At 44.5% G+C, this 24,201-nt stretch carries 22 protein-coding genes, 1 pseudogene and 1 riboswitch; of the genes and pseudogenes, 1 reads left to right on the plus strand and 22 read right to left on the minus strand.

Annotation, left to right across the window (positions count from 1 at the left end; all coding sequences use genetic code 11):
- Nucleotides 1-112: 112 nt before the first annotated feature.
- The 12 genes from ACUUHJ_RS16675 to ACUUHJ_RS16730 form a co-directional block, all read right to left on the minus strand.
- The gene (locus tag ACUUHJ_RS16675; RefSeq protein ID WP_289677964.1) at nt 113-1,312 is read right to left on the minus strand and encodes an FAD/NAD(P)-binding oxidoreductase; all 1,200 of its coding nucleotides are present in this window, start codon (nt 1,310-1,312) and stop codon (nt 113-115) included.
- Between the two features lie 124 nt (nt 1,313-1,436).
- Nucleotides 1,437-2,081 (minus strand): response regulator, encoded by a 645-nt coding sequence (locus tag ACUUHJ_RS16680; RefSeq protein WP_472299410.1) that lies wholly within the window; start codon nt 2,079-2,081, stop codon nt 1,437-1,439.
- Nucleotides 2,078-3,151, minus strand: a complete 1,074-nt coding sequence (locus ACUUHJ_RS16685) for a PAS domain-containing sensor histidine kinase (RefSeq protein ID WP_472299411.1) — start codon at nt 3,149-3,151, stop codon at nt 2,078-2,080. Before ACUUHJ_RS16685 ends, ACUUHJ_RS16680 begins: the two co-directional genes overlap by 4 nt.
- Before the next feature lie 300 nt (nt 3,152-3,451).
- Nucleotides 3,452-4,642 (minus strand): staphylopine family metallophore export MFS transporter CntE, encoded by a 1,191-nt coding sequence (cntE, locus tag ACUUHJ_RS16690; protein ID WP_472299412.1) that lies wholly within the window; start codon nt 4,640-4,642, stop codon nt 3,452-3,454.
- A gap of 50 nt (nt 4,643-4,692) precedes the next feature.
- Nucleotides 4,693-5,436, minus strand: a complete 744-nt coding sequence (locus tag ACUUHJ_RS16695) for an ABC transporter ATP-binding protein (protein ID WP_289677962.1) — start codon at nt 5,434-5,436, stop codon at nt 4,693-4,695.
- Nucleotides 5,423-6,244 carry a staphylopine uptake ABC transporter ATP-binding protein CntD gene (gene cntD, locus ACUUHJ_RS16700; protein WP_472299413.1) on the minus strand — a complete coding sequence of 274 codons (822 nt, stop codon included), beginning with the start codon at nt 6,242-6,244 and terminating at the stop codon, nt 5,423-5,425. The genes ACUUHJ_RS16695 and cntD overlap by 14 nt, the downstream gene beginning before the upstream one ends.
- Before the next feature lie 7 nt (nt 6,245-6,251).
- Nucleotides 6,252-7,145 (minus strand): staphylopine uptake ABC transporter permease subunit CntC, encoded by an 894-nt coding sequence (gene cntC, locus ACUUHJ_RS16705; RefSeq protein ID WP_472299414.1) that lies wholly within the window; start codon nt 7,143-7,145, stop codon nt 6,252-6,254.
- The gene (opp1B, locus tag ACUUHJ_RS16710) at nt 7,146-8,078 is read right to left on the minus strand and encodes a nickel/cobalt ABC transporter permease (RefSeq protein WP_289677959.1); all 933 of its coding nucleotides are present in this window, start codon (nt 8,076-8,078) and stop codon (nt 7,146-7,148) included.
- A gap of 21 nt (nt 8,079-8,099) precedes the next feature.
- Nucleotides 8,100-9,707, minus strand: coding sequence for a staphylopine-dependent metal ABC transporter substrate-binding lipoprotein (gene cntA, locus ACUUHJ_RS16715; RefSeq protein ID WP_472299415.1), 1,608 nt, complete (start codon nt 9,705-9,707; stop codon nt 8,100-8,102).
- Nucleotides 9,708-9,731: 24 nt separating this feature from the next.
- On the minus strand, nt 9,732-11,048 hold the full coding sequence (locus ACUUHJ_RS16720; RefSeq protein ID WP_472299416.1) for an opine metallophore biosynthesis dehydrogenase: 1,317 nt from the start codon (nt 11,046-11,048) through the stop codon (nt 9,732-9,734).
- An 18-nt stretch (nt 11,049-11,066) separates the two neighbouring features.
- On the minus strand, nt 11,067-11,873 hold the full coding sequence (locus ACUUHJ_RS16725; RefSeq protein WP_472299417.1) for an SAM-dependent methyltransferase: 807 nt from the start codon (nt 11,871-11,873) through the stop codon (nt 11,067-11,069).
- Nucleotides 11,870-12,727: a histidine racemase CntK family protein gene (locus ACUUHJ_RS16730; protein ID WP_472299418.1), complete on the minus strand. Its 858-nt coding sequence runs from the start codon at nt 12,725-12,727 to the stop codon at nt 11,870-11,872. The genes ACUUHJ_RS16725 and ACUUHJ_RS16730 overlap by 4 nt, the downstream gene beginning before the upstream one ends.
- 335 nt (nt 12,728-13,062) lie before the next feature.
- Here ACUUHJ_RS16730 and ACUUHJ_RS16735 point away from each other — a divergent pair, with 335 nt between their 5' ends.
- The gene (locus ACUUHJ_RS16735; protein ID WP_472299419.1) at nt 13,063-14,262 is read left to right on the plus strand and encodes an MFS transporter; all 1,200 of its coding nucleotides are present in this window, start codon (nt 13,063-13,065) and stop codon (nt 14,260-14,262) included.
- A gap of 114 nt (nt 14,263-14,376) precedes the next feature.
- Here the strand turns inward: ACUUHJ_RS16735 and ACUUHJ_RS16740 are convergent, their stop codons facing one another.
- From ACUUHJ_RS16740 to nrdI, 10 genes and pseudogenes are all read right to left on the minus strand, one after another.
- Nucleotides 14,377-15,741 carry an IS1182 family transposase gene (locus ACUUHJ_RS16740; protein WP_472298067.1) on the minus strand — a complete coding sequence of 455 codons (1,365 nt, stop codon included), beginning with the start codon at nt 15,739-15,741 and terminating at the stop codon, nt 14,377-14,379.
- 158 nt (nt 15,742-15,899) lie between these two features.
- Nucleotides 15,900-16,019 carry an SH3 domain-containing protein gene (locus ACUUHJ_RS16745; protein ID WP_472299420.1) on the minus strand — a complete coding sequence of 40 codons (120 nt, stop codon included), beginning with the start codon at nt 16,017-16,019 and terminating at the stop codon, nt 15,900-15,902.
- Between the two features lie 70 nt (nt 16,020-16,089).
- A pseudogene (locus ACUUHJ_RS16750) lies at nt 16,090-16,209 on the minus strand (DUF418 domain-containing protein); the annotation flags it as partial.
- Nucleotides 16,185-16,475 carry a DUF418 domain-containing protein gene (locus ACUUHJ_RS16755; protein WP_472299421.1) on the minus strand — a complete coding sequence of 97 codons (291 nt, stop codon included), beginning with the start codon at nt 16,473-16,475 and terminating at the stop codon, nt 16,185-16,187. The pseudogene ACUUHJ_RS16750 and the gene ACUUHJ_RS16755, both read right to left, overlap by 25 nt.
- A 19-nt stretch (nt 16,476-16,494) precedes the next feature.
- Nucleotides 16,495-17,088, minus strand: coding sequence for a heparan-alpha-glucosaminide N-acetyltransferase domain-containing protein (locus tag ACUUHJ_RS16760; protein ID WP_472299422.1), 594 nt, complete (start codon nt 17,086-17,088; stop codon nt 16,495-16,497).
- 349 nt (nt 17,089-17,437) lie between these two features.
- The gene (locus ACUUHJ_RS16765) at nt 17,438-17,932 is read right to left on the minus strand and encodes an acyl-CoA thioesterase (protein ID WP_041749461.1); all 495 of its coding nucleotides are present in this window, start codon (nt 17,930-17,932) and stop codon (nt 17,438-17,440) included.
- Nucleotides 17,933-17,941: 9 nt separating this feature from the next.
- Nucleotides 17,942-20,233 carry a 5-methyltetrahydropteroyltriglutamate--homocysteine S-methyltransferase gene (gene metE / locus ACUUHJ_RS16770; RefSeq protein ID WP_472299423.1) on the minus strand — a complete coding sequence of 764 codons (2,292 nt, stop codon included), beginning with the start codon at nt 20,231-20,233 and terminating at the stop codon, nt 17,942-17,944.
- A 145-nt stretch (nt 20,234-20,378) separates the two neighbouring features.
- A riboswitch (cobalamin riboswitch) is annotated at nt 20,379-20,577 on the minus strand.
- 86 nt (nt 20,578-20,663) lie between these two features.
- Nucleotides 20,664-21,614, minus strand: coding sequence for a class 1b ribonucleoside-diphosphate reductase subunit beta (nrdF, locus tag ACUUHJ_RS16775; RefSeq protein WP_087350004.1), 951 nt, complete (start codon nt 21,612-21,614; stop codon nt 20,664-20,666).
- A gap of 55 nt (nt 21,615-21,669) precedes the next feature.
- Entirely contained in the window at nt 21,670-23,754 is a 2,085-nt protein-coding gene (gene nrdE, locus ACUUHJ_RS16780; protein WP_472299424.1) for a class 1b ribonucleoside-diphosphate reductase subunit alpha, read from the minus strand.
- A complete protein-coding gene (gene nrdI, locus ACUUHJ_RS16785; RefSeq protein ID WP_015891428.1) occupies nt 23,741-24,100 on the minus strand; it encodes a class Ib ribonucleoside-diphosphate reductase assembly flavoprotein NrdI in 360 nt (119 codons plus the stop codon). The genes nrdE and nrdI overlap by 14 nt, the downstream gene beginning before the upstream one ends.
- Nucleotides 24,101-24,201 lie beyond the last annotated feature (101 nt).

A 24,201-nucleotide genomic window follows, 5' to 3' on the forward strand; every position in this document is an offset into this window, starting at 1 on the left:
TTCCTCCCTTAACCTGTCAATTATTTGTTTGATTTTTCCGCGAGTAACTCAAGCAGAAACCGGAATGATTCCAGATCGTGCAAAATGGATGTCCCTTCTCTAGAAAACTGCCTCACATCAATCCTTTTAGCATGCCATTCCAATAAAGGATGGGAAGCAGTTCTTTTTTCATCAGGTACATACTGAATCTTTCTTTAGATTGGTCAAAAGGAAAGGTTTCGCACGGCTTCAGGTTGTAATCAAATTCGGCGAGTACTAGCTTGTTGTACCCCGTTACGAGTGGGCAGGATGTATAACCGTCATACTTGGCAGCCAATGGATCACCATTGATCAGCGCGAGCAGGTTTTTCTCGACCACAGGCGCCTGTTTGCGAATAGCAGCTCCGGTTTTGGACGTGGGAAGATTCGTGCAATCGCCAATGCCGAAAATAGTGGGAAATCTCTTGTGCACAAGCGTAAATGGATCGACATCGACCCAGCCTCCTGTGTCTGCCAATGCGCTGTTTGCAATGAAATCGGGCGCTTTCATGGGAGGGGTCACATGAAGCATGTCATACTTCCATACTACCTGCTCTTTGGTGTCCAGATTCTCGAAGACGGCTTCTTTGGTATCCGCCCGCACCTCTAGTAGGTTATACTTGTATCTCGTTTCGATGTTCTTGCGACGAATGACGTTATTGAGGGTATTGGCATACGTGGGAACGTCAAAAATACTTCCTTTCGCTGATGCAAAAATGATCGCTGAGTCGTTGCGAACCTTTAACTTGCGAAAGTAATCATCGGCCAAATACATGATTTTCTGAGGGGCTCCGCCGCATTTTACAGGTGAATTCGGATGGGTAAAAATGGCAGTCCCGCCTTTAAAACTTCGGATGGCTTCCCATGTACTTTCTACCGTTTGGTATGCGTAGTTGCTGCAAACGCCGTTCTTTCCAACGGCATCCTTTAAACCCTTTACTCCCTCCCAATCAAGTTGCAGACCAGCAGCAACAACGAGGTAATCATAGGAAAAGACGGCTCCCTGCCTCGTACTAAGCATGTGTTGTTCCGGTTGAAACATGGTGACCGCATCGCAAATCCAGTCGACGCCTGTGGGAATCAGAGAGGAGAGGTCACGCTCGGATTCCTCCTTTTTCGCGGCACCACCTCCGACTAATGTCCACAAAGGCTGATAATAATGCTTGGATGCAGGATCGATGATGGCGACTTGTCCCAAGAGCCTTTTGGAAGCACGGACGAGACGGGCAGCAACAGAGATACCTGCTGAGCCTGCTCCCACGATCACAACCGTATAATGAACTTGTTTTGCCATAGCTCCTCCTTCGACGACCATTTGGTTTCCAATCATACGATGACCGATGCAGTCTCTCTATTCAGTTTATTCCGCTGACATTTTTTCCATATAGGGGAAGTCCCCTACTTTTGGATTCAAACCATTAAAACGCCAGATCGAGATATCTATTTTTTATGGCGTATTGGATCAATTGATGCTTGGAATCCAATCCTAGTTTCTGCATGATATTCGTTTTGTGGTTCTCCACGGTTTTGACGCTGATCAACAGCTTATCCGCCATTTCCTTATTGGAATAGCCGAGCACAATGAGTCTGACAAGCTCCTTTTCACGCAGCGTTAAAACAGAAGGCAACGTCTTGGCATCCGATCTGAGCCATAGATTGATGATTTCTTGCGATACAGAAGTCTTGTAAAAGCACTTGCCTCTGTAAACCTCCATAATGGCTTGAAACAGCAGTTCTCCATGGCTGTTTTTTAAAATGTACCCATGGGCTCCGACGGTGATGGCCTTCTGGACGAAAATCTCCTCGTCATGCATGGTCAATATGACGATTTTCACCAAAGGATTCGATTTGCGAATCTCATTGCTCGCGGTAAACCCATCCAGCCCGTTCGGCAATGACAAATCCATCAGCACCACATCGGGTTTAAGCTGATTGGCTTTCAGGATGGCATCATTGCCCGTATGACTCTCTCCGACAATTTTAATTTGAGAGTAACTTTCGAGAAGCACACGCAATCCCTTCCGAATCATCGTGTGATCATCAACCAAAAGCACTCGTATCACTCTACTCTCCCTCCTTTTCCTGCTACCGTTACCTTGATCGATGTACCTTCGTGCAGCACGGATTGAATCTGAAGAGTCCCCTCCATCTGATCCACTCGTTCTTCCATATGTTTGAGGCCCAGACCAACCTGAACCTGATCGCGCACAAATCCGATTCCGTTATCCTGAATCAGCAGAGTCAGTAGTTCGTCTTCCTTATACAAGATGACTTCAATCAGTGTCGCCTTCGCGTATTTCAGGGCGTTATGTAAGGCTTCTTGGATGACACGGTACAGATTGATTTCCATGATTGGCTGAAAATGATCACTGACATTGCTGTAAGAAAAGGTAATGGAAACATCCTGATGTGCTTTGTTCAAGCTAGAAACAAGATGCTGTACGGTAGGAATCAGCCCCAGCTGATCGAGACTATGCGGACGCAGCTGTAGCGAATACAGCTTGACGTCCTGTATTGCTTTTTCCAGCTCATTTATAATCTCTTGCATGAATTCCCGGAATTGTCCCCTCTCGTTGAGGCGTGCTTGAATGGCCTGAATACCTACTGAAACAGAATACAAGGATTGACCTACGCCGTCGTGCAGCTCCCGGGCCAGGCGCTTGTGTTCATTTTCTTGAGCTTCTAGCGTTTTTTGCAGCACCTGCTTGGAGATTCTGACCTCCTCTTCTTTTTTCTTTACTGTCATATCTTTTAAAACTAATAGGACATCCTGCATGTTTTGTTCACCATTTTCATAGATGACAGCCGTGCTCATCTCCATGTCTACGTACCGCCCTTCATAGGTAGGCATCGCTGAGAGAAAATAGGGAACCTCCCGTTTGGCGAGCAAATAACATCGTTCTTCTCCCGGTTCCAACTCTCTGTTTTGGCAGTAGGAGCAGAACGGGACCTTTTCTCCTCGTTTCCAACCGGTCATTTTCTCTGCGGATGGGTTCATCACCATAATTTTTCGTTCCTGATCCATGAGAATAATCCCGTCCTGCAAGTGATCGAAGATTTGCTTCAGATACCCGTTATCCATCGCTTTTCCTTCTTCACCAATGCATTCAAAATAAGTCGGACTTTGATCCATCTTAGGTCCTCCATACTGAAAGATATTGAGATCATTTCCCCTATGACCCAATCGTAAAAGACGGGGAGCACCTTTCAAATAGGTACCTTCCCCTATCTTTTGTGACGCTAAATGATGGTCAAATAGATACTGTGTTTTGATTCGCATCTGCGTATGAAAAAGCCGAGTAAACGCTAGGTATCATCTCCTAACATATACTCGGCTTGCCACCTGAATATTTTCCTCCGTGTCCAACGACGAGCTACGGATAACTGTTTTCTTCCTTCCACGATTGAGCTTTAGCAATGAACATCATCGGTCTTATCGTAATCCAACAGAACTTTTTTTGCTTCGTTCATAGGCAAAAATGATCATCGTTACGCCTAAGATTGCACAAATCATATACATAAAGGAATAAGAGAAATGATCAGCGACTGGCCCCATGATGACTCCTCCCAGAGAAACACCCAAATCGGCCATAGCTATGAATAACCCGATTAACACATTGCGATCCCTCTTTGGCAGAACAAATGTCAAATACGTCGTTAACGTAGGATAGAGAAGAGCTTGAGCAATTCCCATTAATATGGCCCCTACGTAGAGAAAGGCTGCTCCACCCACGCTAGAAAAGCTTACACTTAATACCGCTACTGCAAGAATGAGCATAATTCCCATCATAAAAGAGGAACGCCACTTACCGTCTGACGGAATTTTCTTTCTCAACACAAACCGCGATAATACGACGGTACCCGCTTGAAGCATCAGGAAAATTCCCGCATTCCCGTAGTTGATTTGTACAGCGTACAGCGGTATAAAGGTTGTCACAGCTCCAAATATAATGGATGCCGCCAGCATCAGGACGCTGCATTTACATAAATACGGGTTTTTGACTAATTGGCTCACGGAACCAAACATGATTGCTCCCTGTTCTGTCTGATCCGGAGCAGGCTCAGCTACTTTTTTGTCGATGCTGGCGCTATAACCCACCACTCCTGTAAGGATCGCAATGGTGACCATGGCAACTGTAAAATAAGAGCTATCCCCCGCTTGCCAGATGCCTAAAGCGAGTAGAGGGCCAAAAATACCAGGCAAATAAGCACATAAGGAATACAGGGAGATCCCTTGTGAACGATCCTTGTCCGGCAACGCATCAATAATCCCTAGCTGTAAGGCCATGGAGAAAAAAGCGGTACACATCCCTTGCAGAATACGGGCAACAATAAAACCCTCTAATTCAGTAAACGTATATAAAATGAGAGCCGCTCCATTGAAAATAAGAATCGTGCGGAGCACTTTGATTGGTCTATGTTTTTGGATGATATGGCCTGCCCACGGCCGAAAAAACATGGTTGTAAACAGATACGCTCCCATAACGACTCCAATTGTTGTATTGGTTGCACCCAACTCTGCACCCTTTAACGGAATAATGACATTCAGAATAGAGTTAGCACTAAAATACAAAAGAGTCAATATGTATAATCGTAAAAATGGCCAAGACAGAGCCCCTCTCATAGCTCTTGCTCCTTCCTCTGTTCCTCTGCTCACTCTCATTGCCAATTCCTTTAAGCAATAGTCATTTGCAGCAGTTTCTTCGTATAGGCGGATTGAACATCTTTTAATTCTTCAACCCTCACAATCTCTTCGATCTCACCATTTCGTATGACCATGACTCTGTCGCAAATATAGGCGGCAGCCTGTATATCATGGGTGATGAAGATATAGCTAATCTTGTAACGTTTTCTCAAGTCTTTTAGTAAATCAAGCACTTGCATTTGCACAGCCCCATCCAATGAACTGATTGCTTCATCGAATAGAATGCATCTCGGTTCCGTTGAAATGGCTCTCGCTATGCATACCCTCTGAGCCTCCCCCCCTGATAGCTCATGAGGATATTTCTTTCGATAGGAAGGATCCAACCCTACTTGACTTAATAAATGATCAATCTCGCTTCGAACATCTTTTCGTCCCCGTCTTTTCATTTGCAAAGGCTCCCGAATGGCGTCCTCAACCGTATATAATGGATTGATCGAAGAAGTGTAATCTTGAAATACAGCGCTGATATTCCCTGTTCTTACTTTTCGATCCTCTACTTTTTTGCCCTCAAACAAGATGGTACCTCGATCAGGCTTTTCTATCCCCAGGAGCAATCTTCCTAATGTCGATTTACCACTTCCGCTTTCTCCGATGATGCCGAAACACTCCCCAGACTTGCATTCGAAGCTAATGCTACTCAACACTTGCTCTCTTTCCCTTGAGAACAATCCGCCTTTTCTGTATGATTTCTCTACACACTCAACGCTCAGCAATACTAACTCCTCCCATGACCCGCTTAAAATGTTGATTCATCGCCAGCTTCGTGGAGAGCAAGTAACGGGTATAGGTATGCTGCGGTTCAGAGAAGATGGCTTGGGTCGTCCCGTTTTCAACAATTTCTCCTTCTTTCATGACGAGAACCTCATCTGCCATTAATTTGACAATCCTTAAATCGTGAGAGATGAAGATCATGGAGCAGCCTATTCGATCGCGCAATTGCAGGAACTGTTCAACCACTTCGAACTGCGAGATGGTATCGAGTGCTGTCGTGGGTTCATCAGCAATCAGAATGTCAGGCTCCAATACGATAGCCAGCGCAATCATGACCCGCTGCAGCGTTCCACCTGACAGCTGGTGGGGATACTTATTCATTACCTCTTTCGGGTCTTTCAGCATGACGCTTTCCATGGCATTTTTCATTTTGGTTGTGATTTCGTCACGGCTCCATCCATAATGCTCCACTAGCGTCTCCTTTAAATGAACGCCCACCACGCAAGAGGGATCAAAGGCACGCATGCCATACTGTAAAATCATGCAAAGCTGCTTTCCCCTCTTTTTCCTCATCTCCTGTTCTGAGAGCTCCATGAGGTTTTCTCCTCGTAATAGAATGTCTCCCGATTGGTGAATCCCGGATTTATTCAATCTCATGATGGCCTTGCACGTAACCGACTTCCCGCTTCCGCTTTCTCCAACAATGGCCAGACAGCTTCCCTGCTTCACATGAAATGAACTGTTTGGAACGATCACTCGATTATTGCGGCTGTCCCAGATTTTCAGGTTATTTACCTCCAAAATGTTCATCTTCCGGTTATGCCACCCCTTTTCCTTCGAGCTTCACGGCAGAGGCTCTTACTAACCCTTGCTGCTTATATGTAGAAGTCATCAATTTGGGATCGAAAGCCACTTGAAGCGTATCAGACAAATAGTTAATGGCCGATACGACGATCACGATGGTCAAACCGGGAGCTAGCATGAATTCCGGACGGGAAAACATGACCTCTCTCGCTTCATTCAACATCATGCCCCACTCTGCTTCAGGTGCTTGAATGCCTAAACCGAGGAAAGAGAATCCTGATATTTGCAAAATCATCGAACCGAAGGAGCTGCTTGAAATGACAGCAATGTCGGGCAATGCAACCGGAATAATGTGCCTGATCATGATTCCCAAATTGCTTGCGCCGATTGCCTTTGAGAATTTTACATAGTCGGATTCCGCATATTGCATGACTGACGCTCTGATGATTCGAGCAAACCACGCCCATTTCATCAATACAAAGGCGATGATTACATTTTCAAAACCTACTCCCAAAATGCCGATAATCGCCAGGGTCATGACATATCCCGGAAAACAAAGGATCACATCGCAAACACGCATCAAGAAGGAATCGGTTTTTCCACGAAAGTAACCCGCAAGAACCCCTACAATTGACCCAATCAATACAGATAGGAGCAGCGCAGCGAAGACCCATAGCATGCTGGGACGAATAGCGTAAATGAGTCTGGATAAAACGCATCGCCCTAAGTGGTCGTTGCCCAAGAGATACTCCCATGATGCGGATGCAAATCGAAGCTCCATATGTACTTCTGCTGGATCATGCGGTGCAACGAAAGGTGCAAATATTCCAGCCATAGTTGTAAGCGAGATAATGGATAAGGATAGGACAGCAACCTTGTCTTTCCACACATGTTGGAATCGATTCATCTAGAGACCATCCCTTATTTTGGGTTTCAATGCCGCATTGATGATGTCGGAAACGGTGTTGAACAGAATAAAAGCGACTGCCAACACAAGGACATAGGCTTGAATGATCGGAAAATCCCTGCTTAAAATGGATTTGACGCTTAGCGTACCGAGTCCCGGCCAAGCAAAGATGTTTTCCACGACGACTGTGCTTCCCAAAATGATGGGGATTGCCATGCAAAATACGGAAATGGCCACCTGCAATGAATTTCTGAGAATGTGCATCGTGATCTTTTTCTCCGGTAAGCCGCATGCCCTTGCATAGAGCACATAGTCTTCATTCATGTTGCTTAACATGGAACTTCTGATGATTCGAAAATAGATGCCAGCATAGCTGATTGTAATCACAACAACGGGCAATACATAGCTTTTGTACGACTGCATTCCGCTTGTCGGAAGCAAATCCAACTTGACGGAGAAATACCAGATCAGCAGAGCGGCGAGCCAATAGGACGGCATCGATGTCAGGAAAAATGAAACGCCTCTGACTGATTTGTCCACCCATTTGCCTGCGTTCAATGCGCATGCCACTCCCAAAACGATGGACAGCGAAACGATGGCAAATGTCGAAACCAACGTCAGATTTAATGTATGGAAAAAGGCTGGTCCTAGCATAGACCACACGGGTTTTCCCGTTATGTATGAATCTCCAAAATCAAGCTGCAAGCATGAAGCAACCCAGTTTAGGTACCGGGTCAAAAAGGGTTGGTCCATCCCAAGTTTCGCTCTGGTTTGAACAAGTAACTCATCCGTTATTGTGGGGATGCCTTGCGAATGCAGCACCACTTCGGCAGGATCCATAGGAGATAGATGAATGAAAGAAAACGTTACAAACGATACGATCAGGACCAAAGGAATCGATAGCATGAACCTTTTGATGATATAGCTACCCATAGCACGCTCCTTTTTCCGTATTTATTCAAAGTACATCCGCTCAAATGGAAGCTCGAATTGCGTTTGCTTATACGAGATACCCTGCAGGTTTTTGGGAGCCAGGATCGTGACTCTTCCATTCGTAATCGGAATAAATACGGCTTCCTCATGGACAATAGTCAAAATATCAGCATACAGCGATTTTCTATGTTCCTCATTCGTCGACACCATGACTTCTTCCAATTTTTTATAGAGCTCATCAGCTTGCGCGATGCCTCTTGTCGTATGGTAATAGGAAGACTTGGAAGTAAAAGCAGCGATTGTGCTCTGCGGATCATACGCGAGTCCCCACGTTTGATTAAAAAGCAGGTCATAGTCACCTGTAGATCTTCTGTTCGCAATCGAAGAAGACTCCTCGCCAATAATCTCCAGTTGGACCCCAATCCTTTTTACCGTATGTTGAATCAATTCAGCCTGCATTTTTTGCGTGGACGAATTTACATCATAATAAAGCTTCATGGCTAATGGCTTTCCGTTTTTCGATCTGAATTCGCCCGTATTCCCGATACCCCAGCCCGCCTCCTCCAAAATCTTCATCGCTTTTTCCAAATCGTATCCCCGCTTCTCTAATTTCACGTTGGCGTAATGAACATTCGAAGAGAAAAGGGTATTAGCTGGTTGTTCAGTGCCTTCAAATATTTGTTTGCTGATGGTCTCTCTGTCAATCGCATGCCAAAACGCTTCGCGTACAGCCTGTTCATATACAGGGCTCTCTGTTTTGCTGCTATTGGCGACAATTATGCCTGTGTTCATTGGTTGACTGCGAATGATTTGGTGTTCTCCTGATTCAACAAATTGATTCATGGCTGCCACATCGAGACTATTAGCCCCTCGATCATCCGTAAATACAAAGTTGACTTCTCCCTTTTGCAGTGCCAAAAAAGTAGTTTCTCCTGCGGGAAGTACTTTGGCTGTGATTTTCTTCACTTTAGGCGCGCCACCCCAATAATTTTCATTCGCTTCAAATACGGCATACTGATCAACTTTATGCTCAGTGAGCTTATAGGGACCAGTTCCGTTATAACCACTAACACCATCTTTGGTTCCCCCGTTCACAAAATTTTTTGGCGAGATGAATACATAAGGTCTTGTCATCGACAATTCGACCAGCGTCGGGTAGTAAGGTTCGGATAAGACCAGTTCAACCGTAGACTCATCGAGTACATTGCAGGCCACGATCTTTGTTGATAACTTGATCCAGGAATGCTTGCTTGCATTGCTTTGCACCGCTTCGATATTCTTTTTCACTACTTCCGCATTAAACAGTTCTCCATCATGAAACGTCACGTTTTTTCTCAAATGAAACGTGTACACTTTCCCGTCTTCGGAAACTTCCCAAGATTCAGCCAACGAAGGTTTGATCCCATCTTCTGTATTTTCCACCAACGATTCGTACACCATCCCTTGAGCTGGCATGGAGCCGGAATAAAAATGCGGGTTCATATCGTTAATATCTTTCGAAGTGGCATACACGATCTCTTTCCCTTTATTGGTTGACTCCGTTTTTTCCGTATCACCGTTACTGCAGCCAACCAGCAGAACGACGGAGACCATGAACGTCCTTAATAAAGATCCCATTCTTCTTGTCATACCATTTCCTCCAGAAAATACGTGTTAGTGTGGCTTCTTTAATCCGACACCCTTTTCGATCTCACTACATATCATTTTCAAATCTTCCGCAAAGCTTTGCACAACGAACGCATCCGATAACTGTTCACCCTTACGTGTTTGCGCAGCTTCTGAAATTTTACTCTCGTACGTTTCAATGAATGTATCGATCGTCGGGCAACTGATATCTATGTATCTTGCAATGCCCTGAATCATTTTTATCCGATAGTAATCTTCCTTTGGCATGCGCGGGATATCCCAATACCCTTCTCTATTGATAAATATTTTCCGGATGGGGACAGCAGAAAAATCGAAGTATCTTCCATCTGAATCTGGCTCCGAAAAAGGATCAATCAACAGTGAGGTATATCGAATGAACAATAAATACTCTTGATGAATCGTTTCATAATGAACGAAGTTTTCGATATCATCACGTGATAGACTTTCCAGCCTCACCGGATAATTGTCATCCGTCATGAACTTTAGCAAATTGAGCCCTTTTATATTGAGCTTTTCCACCACTTTGGTAATCTCTTTCCATTGAGCCAGCATATCGCGTATGAGATATTGCGTGATGGGGCCCTCCGGAAACATTTTGTATACGTACTTTTTGATTGGTTCCTCTCCAAATATCACACGAAGGGAGAAAGCATTCATAAACAGTGGCGGATGAACGTATAGTGATATGTTTCGCGTTTCCGCTTCGATCGGAGAGTCCATGACTTCCAAATGAATACCTACTTGCTCAAATAACTCACAAAGTCTTTTTACACTCGGGGAGGGTGCGCGCGTCGAGCCGATGTAAAGCTTTTTCTTAACCCCTGTCGTAATCACTCGATTTGATGGCTGATCATGGAACCAGCGTGTATCGCCAAGGTATGTAGAAAAACTGATAATCTCCGCATTCGAACCAATCCTGTTTAAATAATGGCGTAGTAAACTGTTGGAACCAAGGGTCGGGGAAACCAAAACCATGCACTTTATTTGTTGTAAAACCTGATCATTTATTTGTTGTAAAACCTCTGTATATGCATCTGTTGTGACAGATAATATGAAGGTATCCCATTCCCCTGTAACGCTCCCGTATCCATGGAATACATGATCGATTTGGCATTCGCCTTCCATCTTTTGATGCTTTTCATTTTGAATATCTGCGCGAATTTGCTGACTGCTTTGCTTAAGTGAAGTAAAGAATGATGTGGAACGAACAGACTCACGTCCAACGACCCCGACGCAACACTTCCAATGTTTTTTAAACATGACAGCCATTTGAATGGAAGCAGGACCTGTTCCCAATAGCAAGATTCGTTTCATATCACCCATAGAAACCTCCTTTTAAGATCAGCATGCAGCCGATGCTTTTTTGTACAACGCGATATCAAATACATGGTCGGGACGCAAGATGGTTTCAATTAGTCTCCATTTCCGCTCATCTACCTCTCTCATGGGATAGTTAAAAAGGGATTTCATTTGATTGCCATATCGCATCGCCACGATCACTTGGTCGTTTGTCAATGGATGTAATTGTTCCAGCAGATCATACTTATTTGCAACCGTTGAACTAAAGATGATATGGGTTGCATCCTTCGTCACATCAAGTCGTTCCACAAACTCTTTCTCCAAGCGGATAGACAATCCACTTCCCAGCCTTTCTACAACACTCCGCCCTAGTTCGATGGCCTCCTCATCAATGTCGATACCAACTACTTCTGCTCCAGTCCGCTTCGCAATCAATAATGGTGTCATGGGAAAGGAACCTGAGCCTACCATCAACACCTTTGAATCAACAGTAACTTGAAAACTCCCAAATTCTTCTTCAATACAAGATTCTATGTTTTGAAAGTAGTCGGTCTTATCGTCAATCCCTTTTAGCAGCTTCAACGCACGATATTTCTCCATAATCGCAACGCAAATCGCCGACGATTTCCTTACATTCTCCACAAGCTGGTTCAATTGGTTTCCGATTGGCTGTTCTATCTGCTCCCAGGCTTCTTTGTTTCTTTCATCCGTTATGAAAGTAGAATACTCATCGATGATCTTCTCTAACTCCGAGCTGTGATGGATGGTACTGTCATATCGATCTGCTAAATGGGTGAAACTTTCTAGAAATGCAGTCAACTGTTGATGCAATTGTTCGTCTCTATTCATTCCGCTCTCCCCTTGCTATCTTGAATCTCGATGAATGCTTTGCCTTGTGCCACGATTCTGACTGCCCCCTCAATTTTGAGACTGGTTACTTCTTCTTTTTGCCAATCGGCCGTTACATGAATCGTGCCTCCCGGTTGCCTGATGTGAGCAGCGATATCGCCTTGCTTTTTCCAAGCCAGATAGGCCCCAAGTGAAGCAGTACCTGACCCACAGCCGCTTTCCCAGATCATGCTATCTAAAGACGGAACAAAGATAAGGGGAGCCAATTCATTCAAAACTGGCTGATACAATAGCACCCCGATTAAACTCACCCCTACAGTTACTCCAAGCAGCTTGGCTAAAGATTGCGCACGTTTTCTTACCGCCTCACAGAACTGTTCTACTTCAATCACGATGTGAAAGAAATCTTGATACCTCACAATCACCAGGTTTATTTCGTCGCCATCATAGTTGATTGACTGCTGCTCGATCTTTTTGGGAAGAGGCATCGAAACTTGGCAGTAATATTCGTCTTTAATTTTTTTTACTTGACAAACAACGAAATGATCTGTTCCCGAAGCTTCCAAAACAATTTCGGTGAAATCATTATGCTGTAGACCATTTTCATGAGCGATTAGCGACGCTAATGCCATGCATGCGTTGCCGCAAAACTCACCCCCAGCCATTTGCAGATGTGCTGCTGCTCCATAATTATTCGGTTTTTCGATAAAACCCACTTGTTCAGCATGGACACTAGCGTAGGACATAATTTTTGAGGCGATGTGCGTATACTCTTCAGCTGGATGATTGTTTTTCACAAGAATGGTCATATTTTGTGTGGGATTAAACTTTATAAAATCGATTTCCCGTTTCATCTCAACCTACCCTCTTACCATATTTTTGATGAAAAGCGAATGATCTTAGGTTAAACGTAATCATTACGATTTAAGGCTTAAAAAAATAAACCGTAATGATTACGATTATTATCGAGTAAATCATAACCACAATTTGGGTGTCTGTCAACGGTAGACTTGTCGTTCTTTATTCCTTTTCTCGAAGTCAATCACACTTCCAGATATGCGCTCTAGTATTTTCTAGTAGGATTTTTTCATCTATACAAGAAGAATACCTTGACTTAACAAAGTGGAACAGGTAATCTTTACCCGCACCACAAACGGATTTTATCGTACAGAAAGGTTGTATTGACTTCATGGCGTTATCTCAAACTACTACCAAGAAACAGGTCAACAAGGAAAAGTCTTCGATCTCTTTGCTCTCTCTTACCGTGGGTTCCTTTGCCATTGGGATGACGGAATTTGTCATCATGGGTCTACTGCCGAATGTTGCAGAGGATTTGCATGTTAGTATCTCATCTGCGGGACAACTCATTACCATGTATGCGCTAGGGGTAGCTGTCGGTGCACCGATACTGACAGTCCTCACCCACCGGATTCCCCAAAAGAAGCTACTCTGTCTCCTTATGATTCTATTTATTCTCGGGAACGGAATCTCTGTTTTTGCTCCCAACTACGATATATTGATGGGAGCACGCCTGATCACCGCTTTGACGCACGGGACATTCTTTGGGGTGGGAGCGGTTGTAGCCTCCAGTCTAGTAAGTCCTGACAAACGTGCCGCGGCCGTTTCTATTATGATGGCAGGTCTGACGATTGCTAATATTATTGGTGTGCCTCTGGGGACTTTCATCGGTCAACACATGGGATGGAGAGCCTCATTTGGTACGATTGCGATCATGGGAATCATAGCACTTGTCGGAATACTCGTTTTCGTCCCAAACATGCGGCAAGAAAACACCGGGAGTATCACTGGGCAAATTACTGCTCTACTCAAGCCCAAGCTTCTTCTATACCTGTTGATCGGAGCGCTAGGCAACGCTGGTCTATTCACCGTATTTACGTATATTACGCCGCTGCTGACGCAAATTACCGGTTTTGCTGAGTATCATGTAACGTGGATTCTTGTCCTCTTCGGCTGTGGTGTGACGATCGGTAATATCGTGGGCGGAAAGCTTGCGGATTGGAAGCTGATGCCTTCCATTCTCGGACTTTACTTCACGATATGCATCATTTTGACGCTGTTTACGTTTACCATGTACAGTCCAATCGCTGCCGTATTGACTATATTTCTTTGGGGAGCTGCTTCTTTCGCTGTATTTCCAGGGCTGCAAGTACGCGTGATGAACCTCGCTCAGAATGCGCCAGCGCTTGCTTCTACTTCCAGTCATTCTGCCGGAAATCTAGGAAATGCTGCGGGTGCCTTCATTGGCGGATGGGTTATTACACATCTTGATATAACCTCCCTGCCATGGGTGGGTGCCGTGCTCGTAGCACTGGGTCTGATTTTGGGAATCGCATCCTATATGGCTGAACGCAAGCTGCAAAAAAGTTGAAAAGGGTACTCAATATGGGGCTGTTGACAAAAAGGGTTAGGGACCCAATGCCCTAACCCTTTTGCCGTTTTTTCACTTATACGTCGTCGGATTGTTTTGTTTCGTAACCTGTGATTAGTTTGCTTTTATCATTCGTTTAATGTTAATTGCCATTGCAGAAAAGAGGCAGTGTTCGGATACATTTCGAATGCCTCTTTTGTATGTTTCTTTTAAGTTATGCTGCCTTTTCATTGTACCGAAGGTACCCTCGCACCATATTCTTCTTTGCCTTTGGATAACACTGTACTCTTGGCTTTGCTTCCTTGCTTGGTTGCGTTCTTTAGCCTCTTGGAATAATGGTCTTTCTATTGTTTTGCGAGATGCGGTTTGTCCAAAACATTGTTGGCGTAACTCACAGGACTTACAGTCCTTTGTTTGGGCAGCATAAATTTTGCTATAACTTTGTTTCCAACTGTGCCACTTAACATGAGTAAATTGAAGTGCCTTGCCATTCGAGCAATAATAGGCATCGTTCATTTCATCAAATGTAAATTGTACTGACCTTTCGGTCTGATCAATAACACCTTTTATCGGAGAGATATAACCGGTTATCTTTAAATTTTCTAATTCATGGTGTACTCCAGAGCGATCATACCCTTTATCTGCGCCTACTTTGCCAATATGTAAACCAAATTTCTCTTTTTGTATCTGTAATCGCTTTATAAATGGTTCGTGGTCATTCACATTAGCAGCCGTAACGTGTATATCAGTTATGATTCCATGCTTAACGTCCACACTGGTATGCGCTAAATAGTGAAATCCCTTGGGTTTATTAGGACGGTTCAATAAACCTGACTCCGGGTCTGTTGTGCTCTGTTTTACTTCCTTCTCAGGAGGAGAGGTTTTAGGTTTTCTTCCTCGTTTTTTCCTAGTGGGATCGTTATCTCTGTCTTTTTTAATTCTCCGTGCTTCCTTTTCTAGCTCTTCAAGGTACTCAGTAGGCTTTTTCTCCACTAAAACTTTTTCTGACCTATTAATCGATGCATTCGCTTTGATGTGAGTAGAATCAACAACAATTATTTCCCCAGTAACTAAACCAGTTCGAATACATTCCGAGACGATGTGATCGAAGATCTCCTGAAAAATATGACTTTCTTTAAATCTACGACGGCGGTTCTGGCTCAGTGTGGAATGATCGGGAACAGTGTCAGTTAAGTCCAATCCTAAAAACCATCGATAGGCCAAATTCACTTGGATTTCTTGTTCCAACTTCCTTTCGGAAGGGATGCCATAAAGATACCCGATAAGGATCATTTTCATTAACAAAACTGGATCAACTGAGCGACGACCTACAGGCGAGTATAAGTGTTGCACTTTCTCATAGATAAAAGAAAAATCAATCTTATTACGAACAACACGTAAAAAATGATTCTCGGGTACAAGATCATCCAAATTTAAGAACATAAACTGGTGCTGTTTGTCTCCATCGATTCCCATCATGAGATAGCCCTCCAAAATAAAAAGAACCGTATAGAAATGATTTCTACACGATTCCCAGAAACCCCTATCTCTACGGCAATTTGTCAACAGCCCCACAGTTGGAAGGCCCCTTCTCTTCTCTTCTCTTTTCATTCCGTACTGAGACATTCATTTGGAACTCAGCCGCATTCCCCTGTACTCTCTAATTCACACCAGCTCCAGCCATTCAACTCATGCATACAGACTACGCGATCACCAGCGTCCACATTTAGCTCTTTTGCCGTATAAGCGGTGGTCAAAATCCCAATATCCCCATCTTTTTCAATGATTTGCTCAGGTACCCAGCCCTCAAGCTATATCGTATTTCGCTTATTTCTCAACTTGCCTAGTCTTTTTTATTTGAACTTTACTCCAATAAGTGAAAGATCGTAATAACAGTTCAACCGGTCCCATCTTAAAATACTTTAACCATATGGAGCTACCAGTGAGTAGAAATGAATGATTAAGAAAGTAAGCAAAGAATGAATACTAATCATGGAGCTAAAAACAATTAGTAAGGCACTTTGTGCAAGATAATTTGTTAAGGACATTTGTCCATATAATTTTAATGGAGACAATATAGCTTTTATCTGATTCCATTGCAGAGAAATAATAAGGATGCTTACCATCATCGAGGAAACTAAATAATCATCTAGTATTTCAATGCCTGCTGGAGTAATCTCTACTGAGATATTTACAAAATATAAAAATGACATAAGCACAAATGATCCCAATTTAAAAAATCAAAACATGCTTTACTTTCCCATAGATATTTTCAATTATTTTAAATTGGCCCATGGTAAAACCTATCATCATCAGAGATAACCATTTACTAATTGCTGAGAAAAGTTCTAGCCATGCAATTCTCTCCCCATAATACGGTTGACAAAAGGCAGTTACGATAGACAAAATGATTAGGATTATCGTTACAACTAAGTTCGTCCATTGATTTGTTTTAAAAAACAGAGCTATAAATAGGCCAAGTACAGCGTACTGCATCAGCACATCATGAATACCTGACGGTGCATAAAATGTATGGATCAGTCCTAGTATAAATAAGAAGCAGATTCTGCGGAAAAACAGATGGTAACGGTTCTTTATTTGTTGTTGGGATCGATTCATAAAAAAGTAGCTTCCAAGTCCAAATAAGAAAAATAGAATTGGATAAAATTTACTGTTAAAAATATAATTCAGTCCAGCATGTAATTCATTATAATTCGACACATTATTCATGACCTGAAAACTATTCACAAGAAGTACCCCAATCAAGGCAAATCCTCGTAAGTAATCCATAATGTCTATTCTTGTATACGAATTTATTTTATTCATGCAGAATCTCCTCATTGAAAATATTTATTTAGATTAAATACCTTACCTACCTTTATCTTTTCAACTCCCCAAGTCGGTTTCATGACTTAAACATACACGTTATCTTTAAATAATTGAATGACTGCTGTCTTACAATACAGAATACAATCTTACTAAATCGTAAAATTACCAGAGCACCCCATTTAAAGGAGTTAGCCATAGACGAAAAGGTAAATCGTACGGAAGCGGGAATTAATCCAGTGGTAGAAAACGACTTTCTAAATAGTCATAACAAAAATGCCTCCGGTGACCTGTTGCAACCAAGGTCATCAGAGGCATCTATTCGTTATAGGGGTGAAAGTGTTCCCCCTTACATCTCTACCTTCCGCTTCCTTCTCAATACATGACGTTCCTTCGCTTTTTCATACTGAATGCGCTCTTCCTCAGTATCAGGAATGACACCAGGCACGATCGTCGGCTTTCCTTGATCATCGAGGGCAATCATCGTCAGATACGCGCGTGCTGTCATGCGCTTTTCCCCGGTCAACAAGTTCTCCGCTTCCACTCTCACGAATACTTCCATCGATGTCTTATGGGTCCAAGTGACATATGCCTCCAGGTTGATCGCTTCCCCTGTCTTGATTGGCGCGAGAAAATCAAATGAATCGCTGGACGCAGTGACAACAGGCTTACGGCAATGTCGCATAGCTGCGATGCAGGCAATTTTATCTACATAGGCCATGACTTTTCCACCGAAAATGGTATGGTGGTGATTGGTATCCGGCGGAAAGACGAGATCAGTCAAAAAGGTTCTCGATTGTTGGATCGGTCGTGCTTCTGTCATCATTTGTGTGGCTCCTCTCATACATCGCGTTCACCTTCCCGACTGAGCTGTCAAACGATTCCGAATCGCCTTCGTTGCCGCAACCATGTTTCGTAATGACTGAACGGTTTCTTCTCTTCCTCTCGTCTTCAGCCCGCAATCCGGGTTTATCCAAAATTGGTCCGGTGGAAGTACTTGTACGCCTCGTGATACCATATCTTCCATTTCTGAAACAGCTGGAACTCGGGGGCTATGGATATCATATACGCCGAGCCCGATGCTTTTATCATACGTACCTGTTTCGAACACAGACACGAGCTCTCCGTGGCTGCGTGAGGTTTCAATCGAGATCACATCGGCATCGAGTTCGCTGATGACATCCATGAAATCATGGAATTCGCAATAGCACATATGTGTATGAATCTGGGTGCTCGGCGCAACAGTGGAAGTCGCTAGACGAAACGCTCTGACAGCCCACTCGAGATAAGCTGCTTGCTCTTCTTTTTTGAGCGGAAGTCCTTCGCGCAGCGCTGGTTCATCGACTTGAATCATGAGAATCCCCGCTTCTTCCAAGGCTTCTACTTCTTTTCGCAATGCCAACGCGATTTGCTCGCACACTTCTTGTCTGGAGACATCGTCTCGAGCAAACGACCAATTCAGAATAGTTGCTGGGCCCGTTAACATACCCTTCATTGGTTTGGCGGTCAATGATTTTGCATACACACTTTCTTTGACCGTCATTGGTGCCACAAACTCCACATCTCCGTAAATAACAGGTGGCTTCACGCAGCGGGATCCATATGACTGCACCCAGCCGTTTTTCGTGAACAAAAAGCCATCGAGCTTTTCGCCAAAATACTCAACCATATCGGTTCGTTCGAACTCACCATGGACGAGGACATCCAGACCGAGCTCTTCTTGTATTTTGACCCATTCCTTGATTTGCGCCTGAATGAAAGCGTCGTATTGCTCCACTGTCCAGTTCCCTTTTTTAAACTGCTGTCGTGCTTGGCGAACCTCTGCCGTCTGCGGGAAGCTTCCGATTGTGGTCGTTGGCAACAGCGGCAGCTTCCACGTATTTTGTTGAATCTCTCGACGTTCAAGAAAAGGAACACTTCTTTCAAGTTTGGCAGCAGCGATTTGACGTAAAGCATTCTTCACATCTTGACGATTCCTTGCTGGAGATAATGCCAGCTTCAGCAAGTCCGCTTCATTTTGAGCGATCTCTTTTGAAATGACGTACTTACCATATCGGAATCCTTGGACTAAAAGCTGTACTTCCCCTAGTTTTTCGTCGGAAAACGCCAATACAGACACGACTTCCTCTGGAAATTCGCTCTCTGCTTCAACTGTTACAGGAACGTGCAACAAACTGCTAGATGGCTGCAGCCACAGCTTTTCGAGTGGAACGATCTCGGAAATTTCATTGACCAGCTCCCATTTCTCCTCAATGGACGCACGCCATATGTTTCGACCGTCGATGATTCCCGCTGCGAGAATCTTGTCTGCTGGAAACCCGTGTGTTTTTAGATGAGTCAAATTGCGCTTCGCTCCGTGTACAAAATCAAGACCGATTCCTTTTACCGGTAAGGAAACTAGCTCCTTGTACCAATCCACCGCTTCAAAATAGGTTTGCAGCATGCATTGTAGATGCGGGAGTGCTTGACCGATTTGCGTATAGATACGCTTGATGATGGCGCGTTCTTGCTCAGAAACATCCAGTACAAATGCAGGCTCATCGATTTGCACCCATTCCACGCCGTGCAGCTCTAACTCCCGGAGAACGTCTATGTAGAGCGGAACGAGTTGATCCACGACGATCTCAAATTCGTTTTTCTCATATCCTTTAGACAATTTGACAAAAGTATACGGGCCTACAATAACAGGCTTTCCGATGAAGCCATACTTTTCTTTGGCCTCCAAATAGGCCTGGAGAGGTTTGTTCTCGGTTATGGCCGGTTGTCTTTCACCGAACTCCGGGACGATGTAATGGTAGTTCGTGTTAAACCATTTCGTCATTTCGCTGGCGACAGCTTCCTTCGAACCGCGAGCCATGGCGAAATATGTGGCTAATGAAACCGGGCCTCCCTCGTATTCATAACGCTTGGGGACCATTCCAAACATCACAGCCATGTCTAGCATTTGATCGTAGTACGTAAAATCACCCACAGGGATCAGCTCGACCCCTTTTTCCTGCTGACGTAACAGGTTTTGGTGACGGATTTGCTCCATTTGCTGGATCAGGCTTGCCTCATCGATGCTGCCTGCCCAAAATGCTTCCAATGCCTTTTTCCACTCGCGGTTTTTCCCGATCCGTGGATATCCCAAATTGCTGCTTTTCATGAGCTTCCTCTCCATTCTTCATTCGATCTTGACTTGAATCCGCCCAATAAAAAAGGCATCTCCAACGATCAAAAAGAACGTTAGAAATGCCAAATAAGCACTGAGATCACAGCATCCTAACACCTCCCTATCTCCCGTAGGTTAAGCAGTGTCGTCGAAACAGGCAGGTCTCCTGACTTTGGGATCATCATCTGCACATGCCTTCCCAATCCGTTTGGATCAGTGGCTAATAAATGTGCCGACTCCCCTCATACAGTGGCGGGACCGTGTCGGATTCTCACCGACTTCCCTTTTCATCCTTGGTCGAACTTGATAACCAAAGAACCTGTTCCCACTCCTATGAAATTATCATGGTTCTGTGAAGTGCCCCAGAAAACGAGCAGGGCAGCATACTGTTCATACAGTAACACAGAATCCATTTTTTGTCATACTAAAATCTAAAATCATCGTCCGTCAACGGCTCTACGTTTAGTGTACGGACATAACCATTTCCTTTTTTCGAGAAGAAGTCATGCTGCTTCGTCTGCGTGCGAATGCCGTTCAGCACGATCGGGTTCACTTCTTCCTCCGGGAATAGCGGGTCCAGCCCCAGATTCATCAATGCCTTGTTCGCGTTGTAGCGCACGTAGGCATGAACCTCGTCAGCCAAGCCTATTTCGGTATACAACGAAGTCGTATAGGCCTCTTCATTTTCTTGCAGCTCATGCAAAAGGGCATACAGCTCCTCTTTTGCTGCGGTCTGCTCGACCACACTCAGGCCTTGATAGACTTCTTGCGCGAGAACGCCGACATAGAGACCGTGGATGCTCTCGTCACGAACAATCAGGTCGATAATTTCCCCACTGCTTGTCATCTTTCCTTGCCCCGCCAAATATAGCGGATAGAAGAAGCCGCTGTAAAACAGATAGCTTTCCAGGAAGACGGACGCTACCATCGCCATGTACAAGTCTTTCGGTTTCTCAATTTCCTGATAGCGTTTGGAGATGAGGGCCGCTTTCTTTTGCAGGTGTGGATTGTTTTCTACCCACGAAAAAATACCGTCAATCTCCTCTGTCGATGCCAGCGTTGTAAAAATGCTGCTGTACGATTTGGCATGGATTTGCTCCATCATGCCCATAAAGGCGAGAACCGCTTTTCTTTGCAGTCCATCGACATGCTCCATGATCTTCGGCATCCCTACTCCACCCTGAACCGTATCCAGTAAGGTGAGACCGCCCAATACTTTTTTATACGTATCCCGTTCAGTCGCACTGAGCTCCATCCAGGCCATCTTGTCATCTGACAACGGAATCTCATCATCCGTCCAGAACTGCATGATGTTTTGATTCCAAAACGTCATCGTAAAATCGTCGTCCGGCCTGTTCCAATTGACTGCTTTCATATGGCGTTCCTCTTCTCTTTTTGCTTGATGCTTTTCCTTTTATGAATCTCGTTCACTAAACTGCGCAGCTAATGCACTCTTCTACAGTCAAATGCTTCGTACGCGTATAGTAGAGCGACTTCAGACCTTTTTTCGCTGCGTAAATGTAATAGCGAGCTAGCTCTCTGGTTGAAATGTTGCTGTTCACGTGCAGCACAGTCGAAATTCCTTGGTCGATGTGCTCTTGAATTTCGGCAATCAGATCAATCACTTTGAATTGGTCGATGACATACGCCGATTTGTAGTAAAAATAGTTTTCCTGCGACAAGTATGGCATCGGGTAATACGTCGTAGAGTTGGCATACGTTCTCGTTTCGATATGCTCAACAATTGGCATCACACTAGAAGTCGCATTCTGAATGTAGGAAATGCTCTGTGTCGGTGCAATCGCCAAACGGTACGCATGATAAACGCCATGCTTTTGCACCTTTTGCTGTAGATCCGCCCAATCCGCTGGCGTCGGAATGTGCATTCCTTCAAAGAGAAGCTTAGCTTTTTCCGTCCGCGGGCTGTAATCGTTCGTCACGTACTTGTTAAAATAAGTGCCTTTTGCATATTCCGATTGTTCAAAGCCCAAGAAGGTCTTGCCTGTTACCTTGGCAATTTCCATACTTTTTTCCAAGGAGTAGAAGTTCATCATCATGAAGAACGTACGGGCGAAATCTTTCGCTTCTTCACTTTCGTAAGCGATTCTGTTCTTTGCCAGATAACCGTTCAGGTTCATTGCACCGAGACCTACGGAGTGCAGCTCGCGGTTTGCCTTTTGAACGCCTGGAGCGTTTTCTACGCGCGTCATGTCACTCACGGCTGTAATGGCTTCGATTCCTTCGTGGACGGATTCACGGATCATTTTGCGTTCCATCACGTTGACAATATTGAGCGATGCCAGATTGCAGCTAATATCGCGACGAATGATATCCATCTCGCCGTAATTGGTAATCGTCGAAGTCTCCTGTAGTTGGAAGATTTCCGTGCACAGGTTGGACATTTTTACCGAACCGAGATCTTTCAGTGCATGGTTGTTGTTCGCATTCGTTTTGTTCATGATGTACGGATAGCCCGATTCCATTTGGATCATCGCGATTTTGGTCAACATCTCGCGTGCGCTCATCACGGTCTTTTTCTTGATGCGATCGTTAGCAAAGAGCTCGTCGTACATCTCATCGAGGTCCATATCATCCAGATGCACACCGTATTCTTTGTACACGGAGTATGGAGCAAACACAGTCAGTGGCTTGTTTTCCTCAGCCAGCTTGTAGAACACGTTTGGTACGATCAGGCCGATGGACAACGTTTTGATGCGGGCTTTTTCATCCGCATTGATCTTTTTGCAATCGAGAAACTCGTTGATATCCCAGCCGAAGATGTTGTAGTACGCTGCACCTGAGCCTTTCCGTTGCCCCATTTGATCCGCGTAGGAAAACGCATCTTCCAACAGCTTGAGAACCGGCATGACACCTTTTGCCGCGCCCTCGACGCCTTTGATCGGCTCTCCTCGTCCGCGAAGCTTGGACAGGTTTACGGCTACACCGCCGCCAATTTTGGATAGCTGCATACAAGTTCCCAAAATAAAGTTGATGGAATTCAGTGAATCATCCATTTCGAGCAAGAAGCAGGAAACCATTTCTCCCCGGCGGCTTTTTCCTGCGTTCAGGAAAGTTGGTGTCGCTGGTTGCAAGCGTTGGTCCATCATGGATACTGTTAAACGCTTAGCGAGCTCAAAGTCACCTTGTCCAAGGGACAGTGCCACAACGGCCACCCTGTCTGGATACTGCTCCAAGTACATCGATTTATCGTTCGTTTTCAAAGCGTAATCTTTATAAAATTTGGAGATAGCCATATACGAAGCAAATTGAAAATCGGCGTCATAGGCCAAACGGAAAACTTCATCGACCTGCTCAACAGTGTATGTTTCATAGACGTTTTCATAGAAGTCATTCTCGATCAAATAGTCCATGCGTTCTTTCACACTGCCAAAAGTCATCGTGTTGGACTGCACTTCTTCCATGAAGACCGCAACCGCCTCCCGATCCTTTTCCAGTTGATAAAATCCGTCGTTGCCACGCTGCATCAGTTCGTTGTTCAATTCAATATGCCGCAATTGCTGCCACCCCACTCGTAAATTGTTCCACGTCACGGCCGGTACCGGACAGTTCGAATTTTGAAATCACCGGAACGCCATATTGGCTCGCGATCGTATCCGCGCTTTTGGCAAAGCTGGTTCCCCAGTTGCGGTTGCCGCTGGCAGATACCCCTCGCAGATGGACATGATTTCGCTTCAGGAACGTCGCCACCTTCTCCGGCACTTGTCCGAATCCCGTCGTGTATGTGATCAAAATGAATGGCTCGTCCAACACCATATCTTGATCAATTTCCACATGTGGCAAATTAATTTTGTTGACGAATCGTCGGACGTTTCCTGTTTTTGAATCATAAGCGATTAGCATGTCCCTCATCCTATCCTTGCTATTTTTACTCTGTATGTACGTTATTTAGCCAAAGTAAAAGCGCATCCGACGTTTACATGCCGAATGCGCGTGATGACTTC

Source organism: Brevibacillus schisleri (assembly GCF_055685845.1).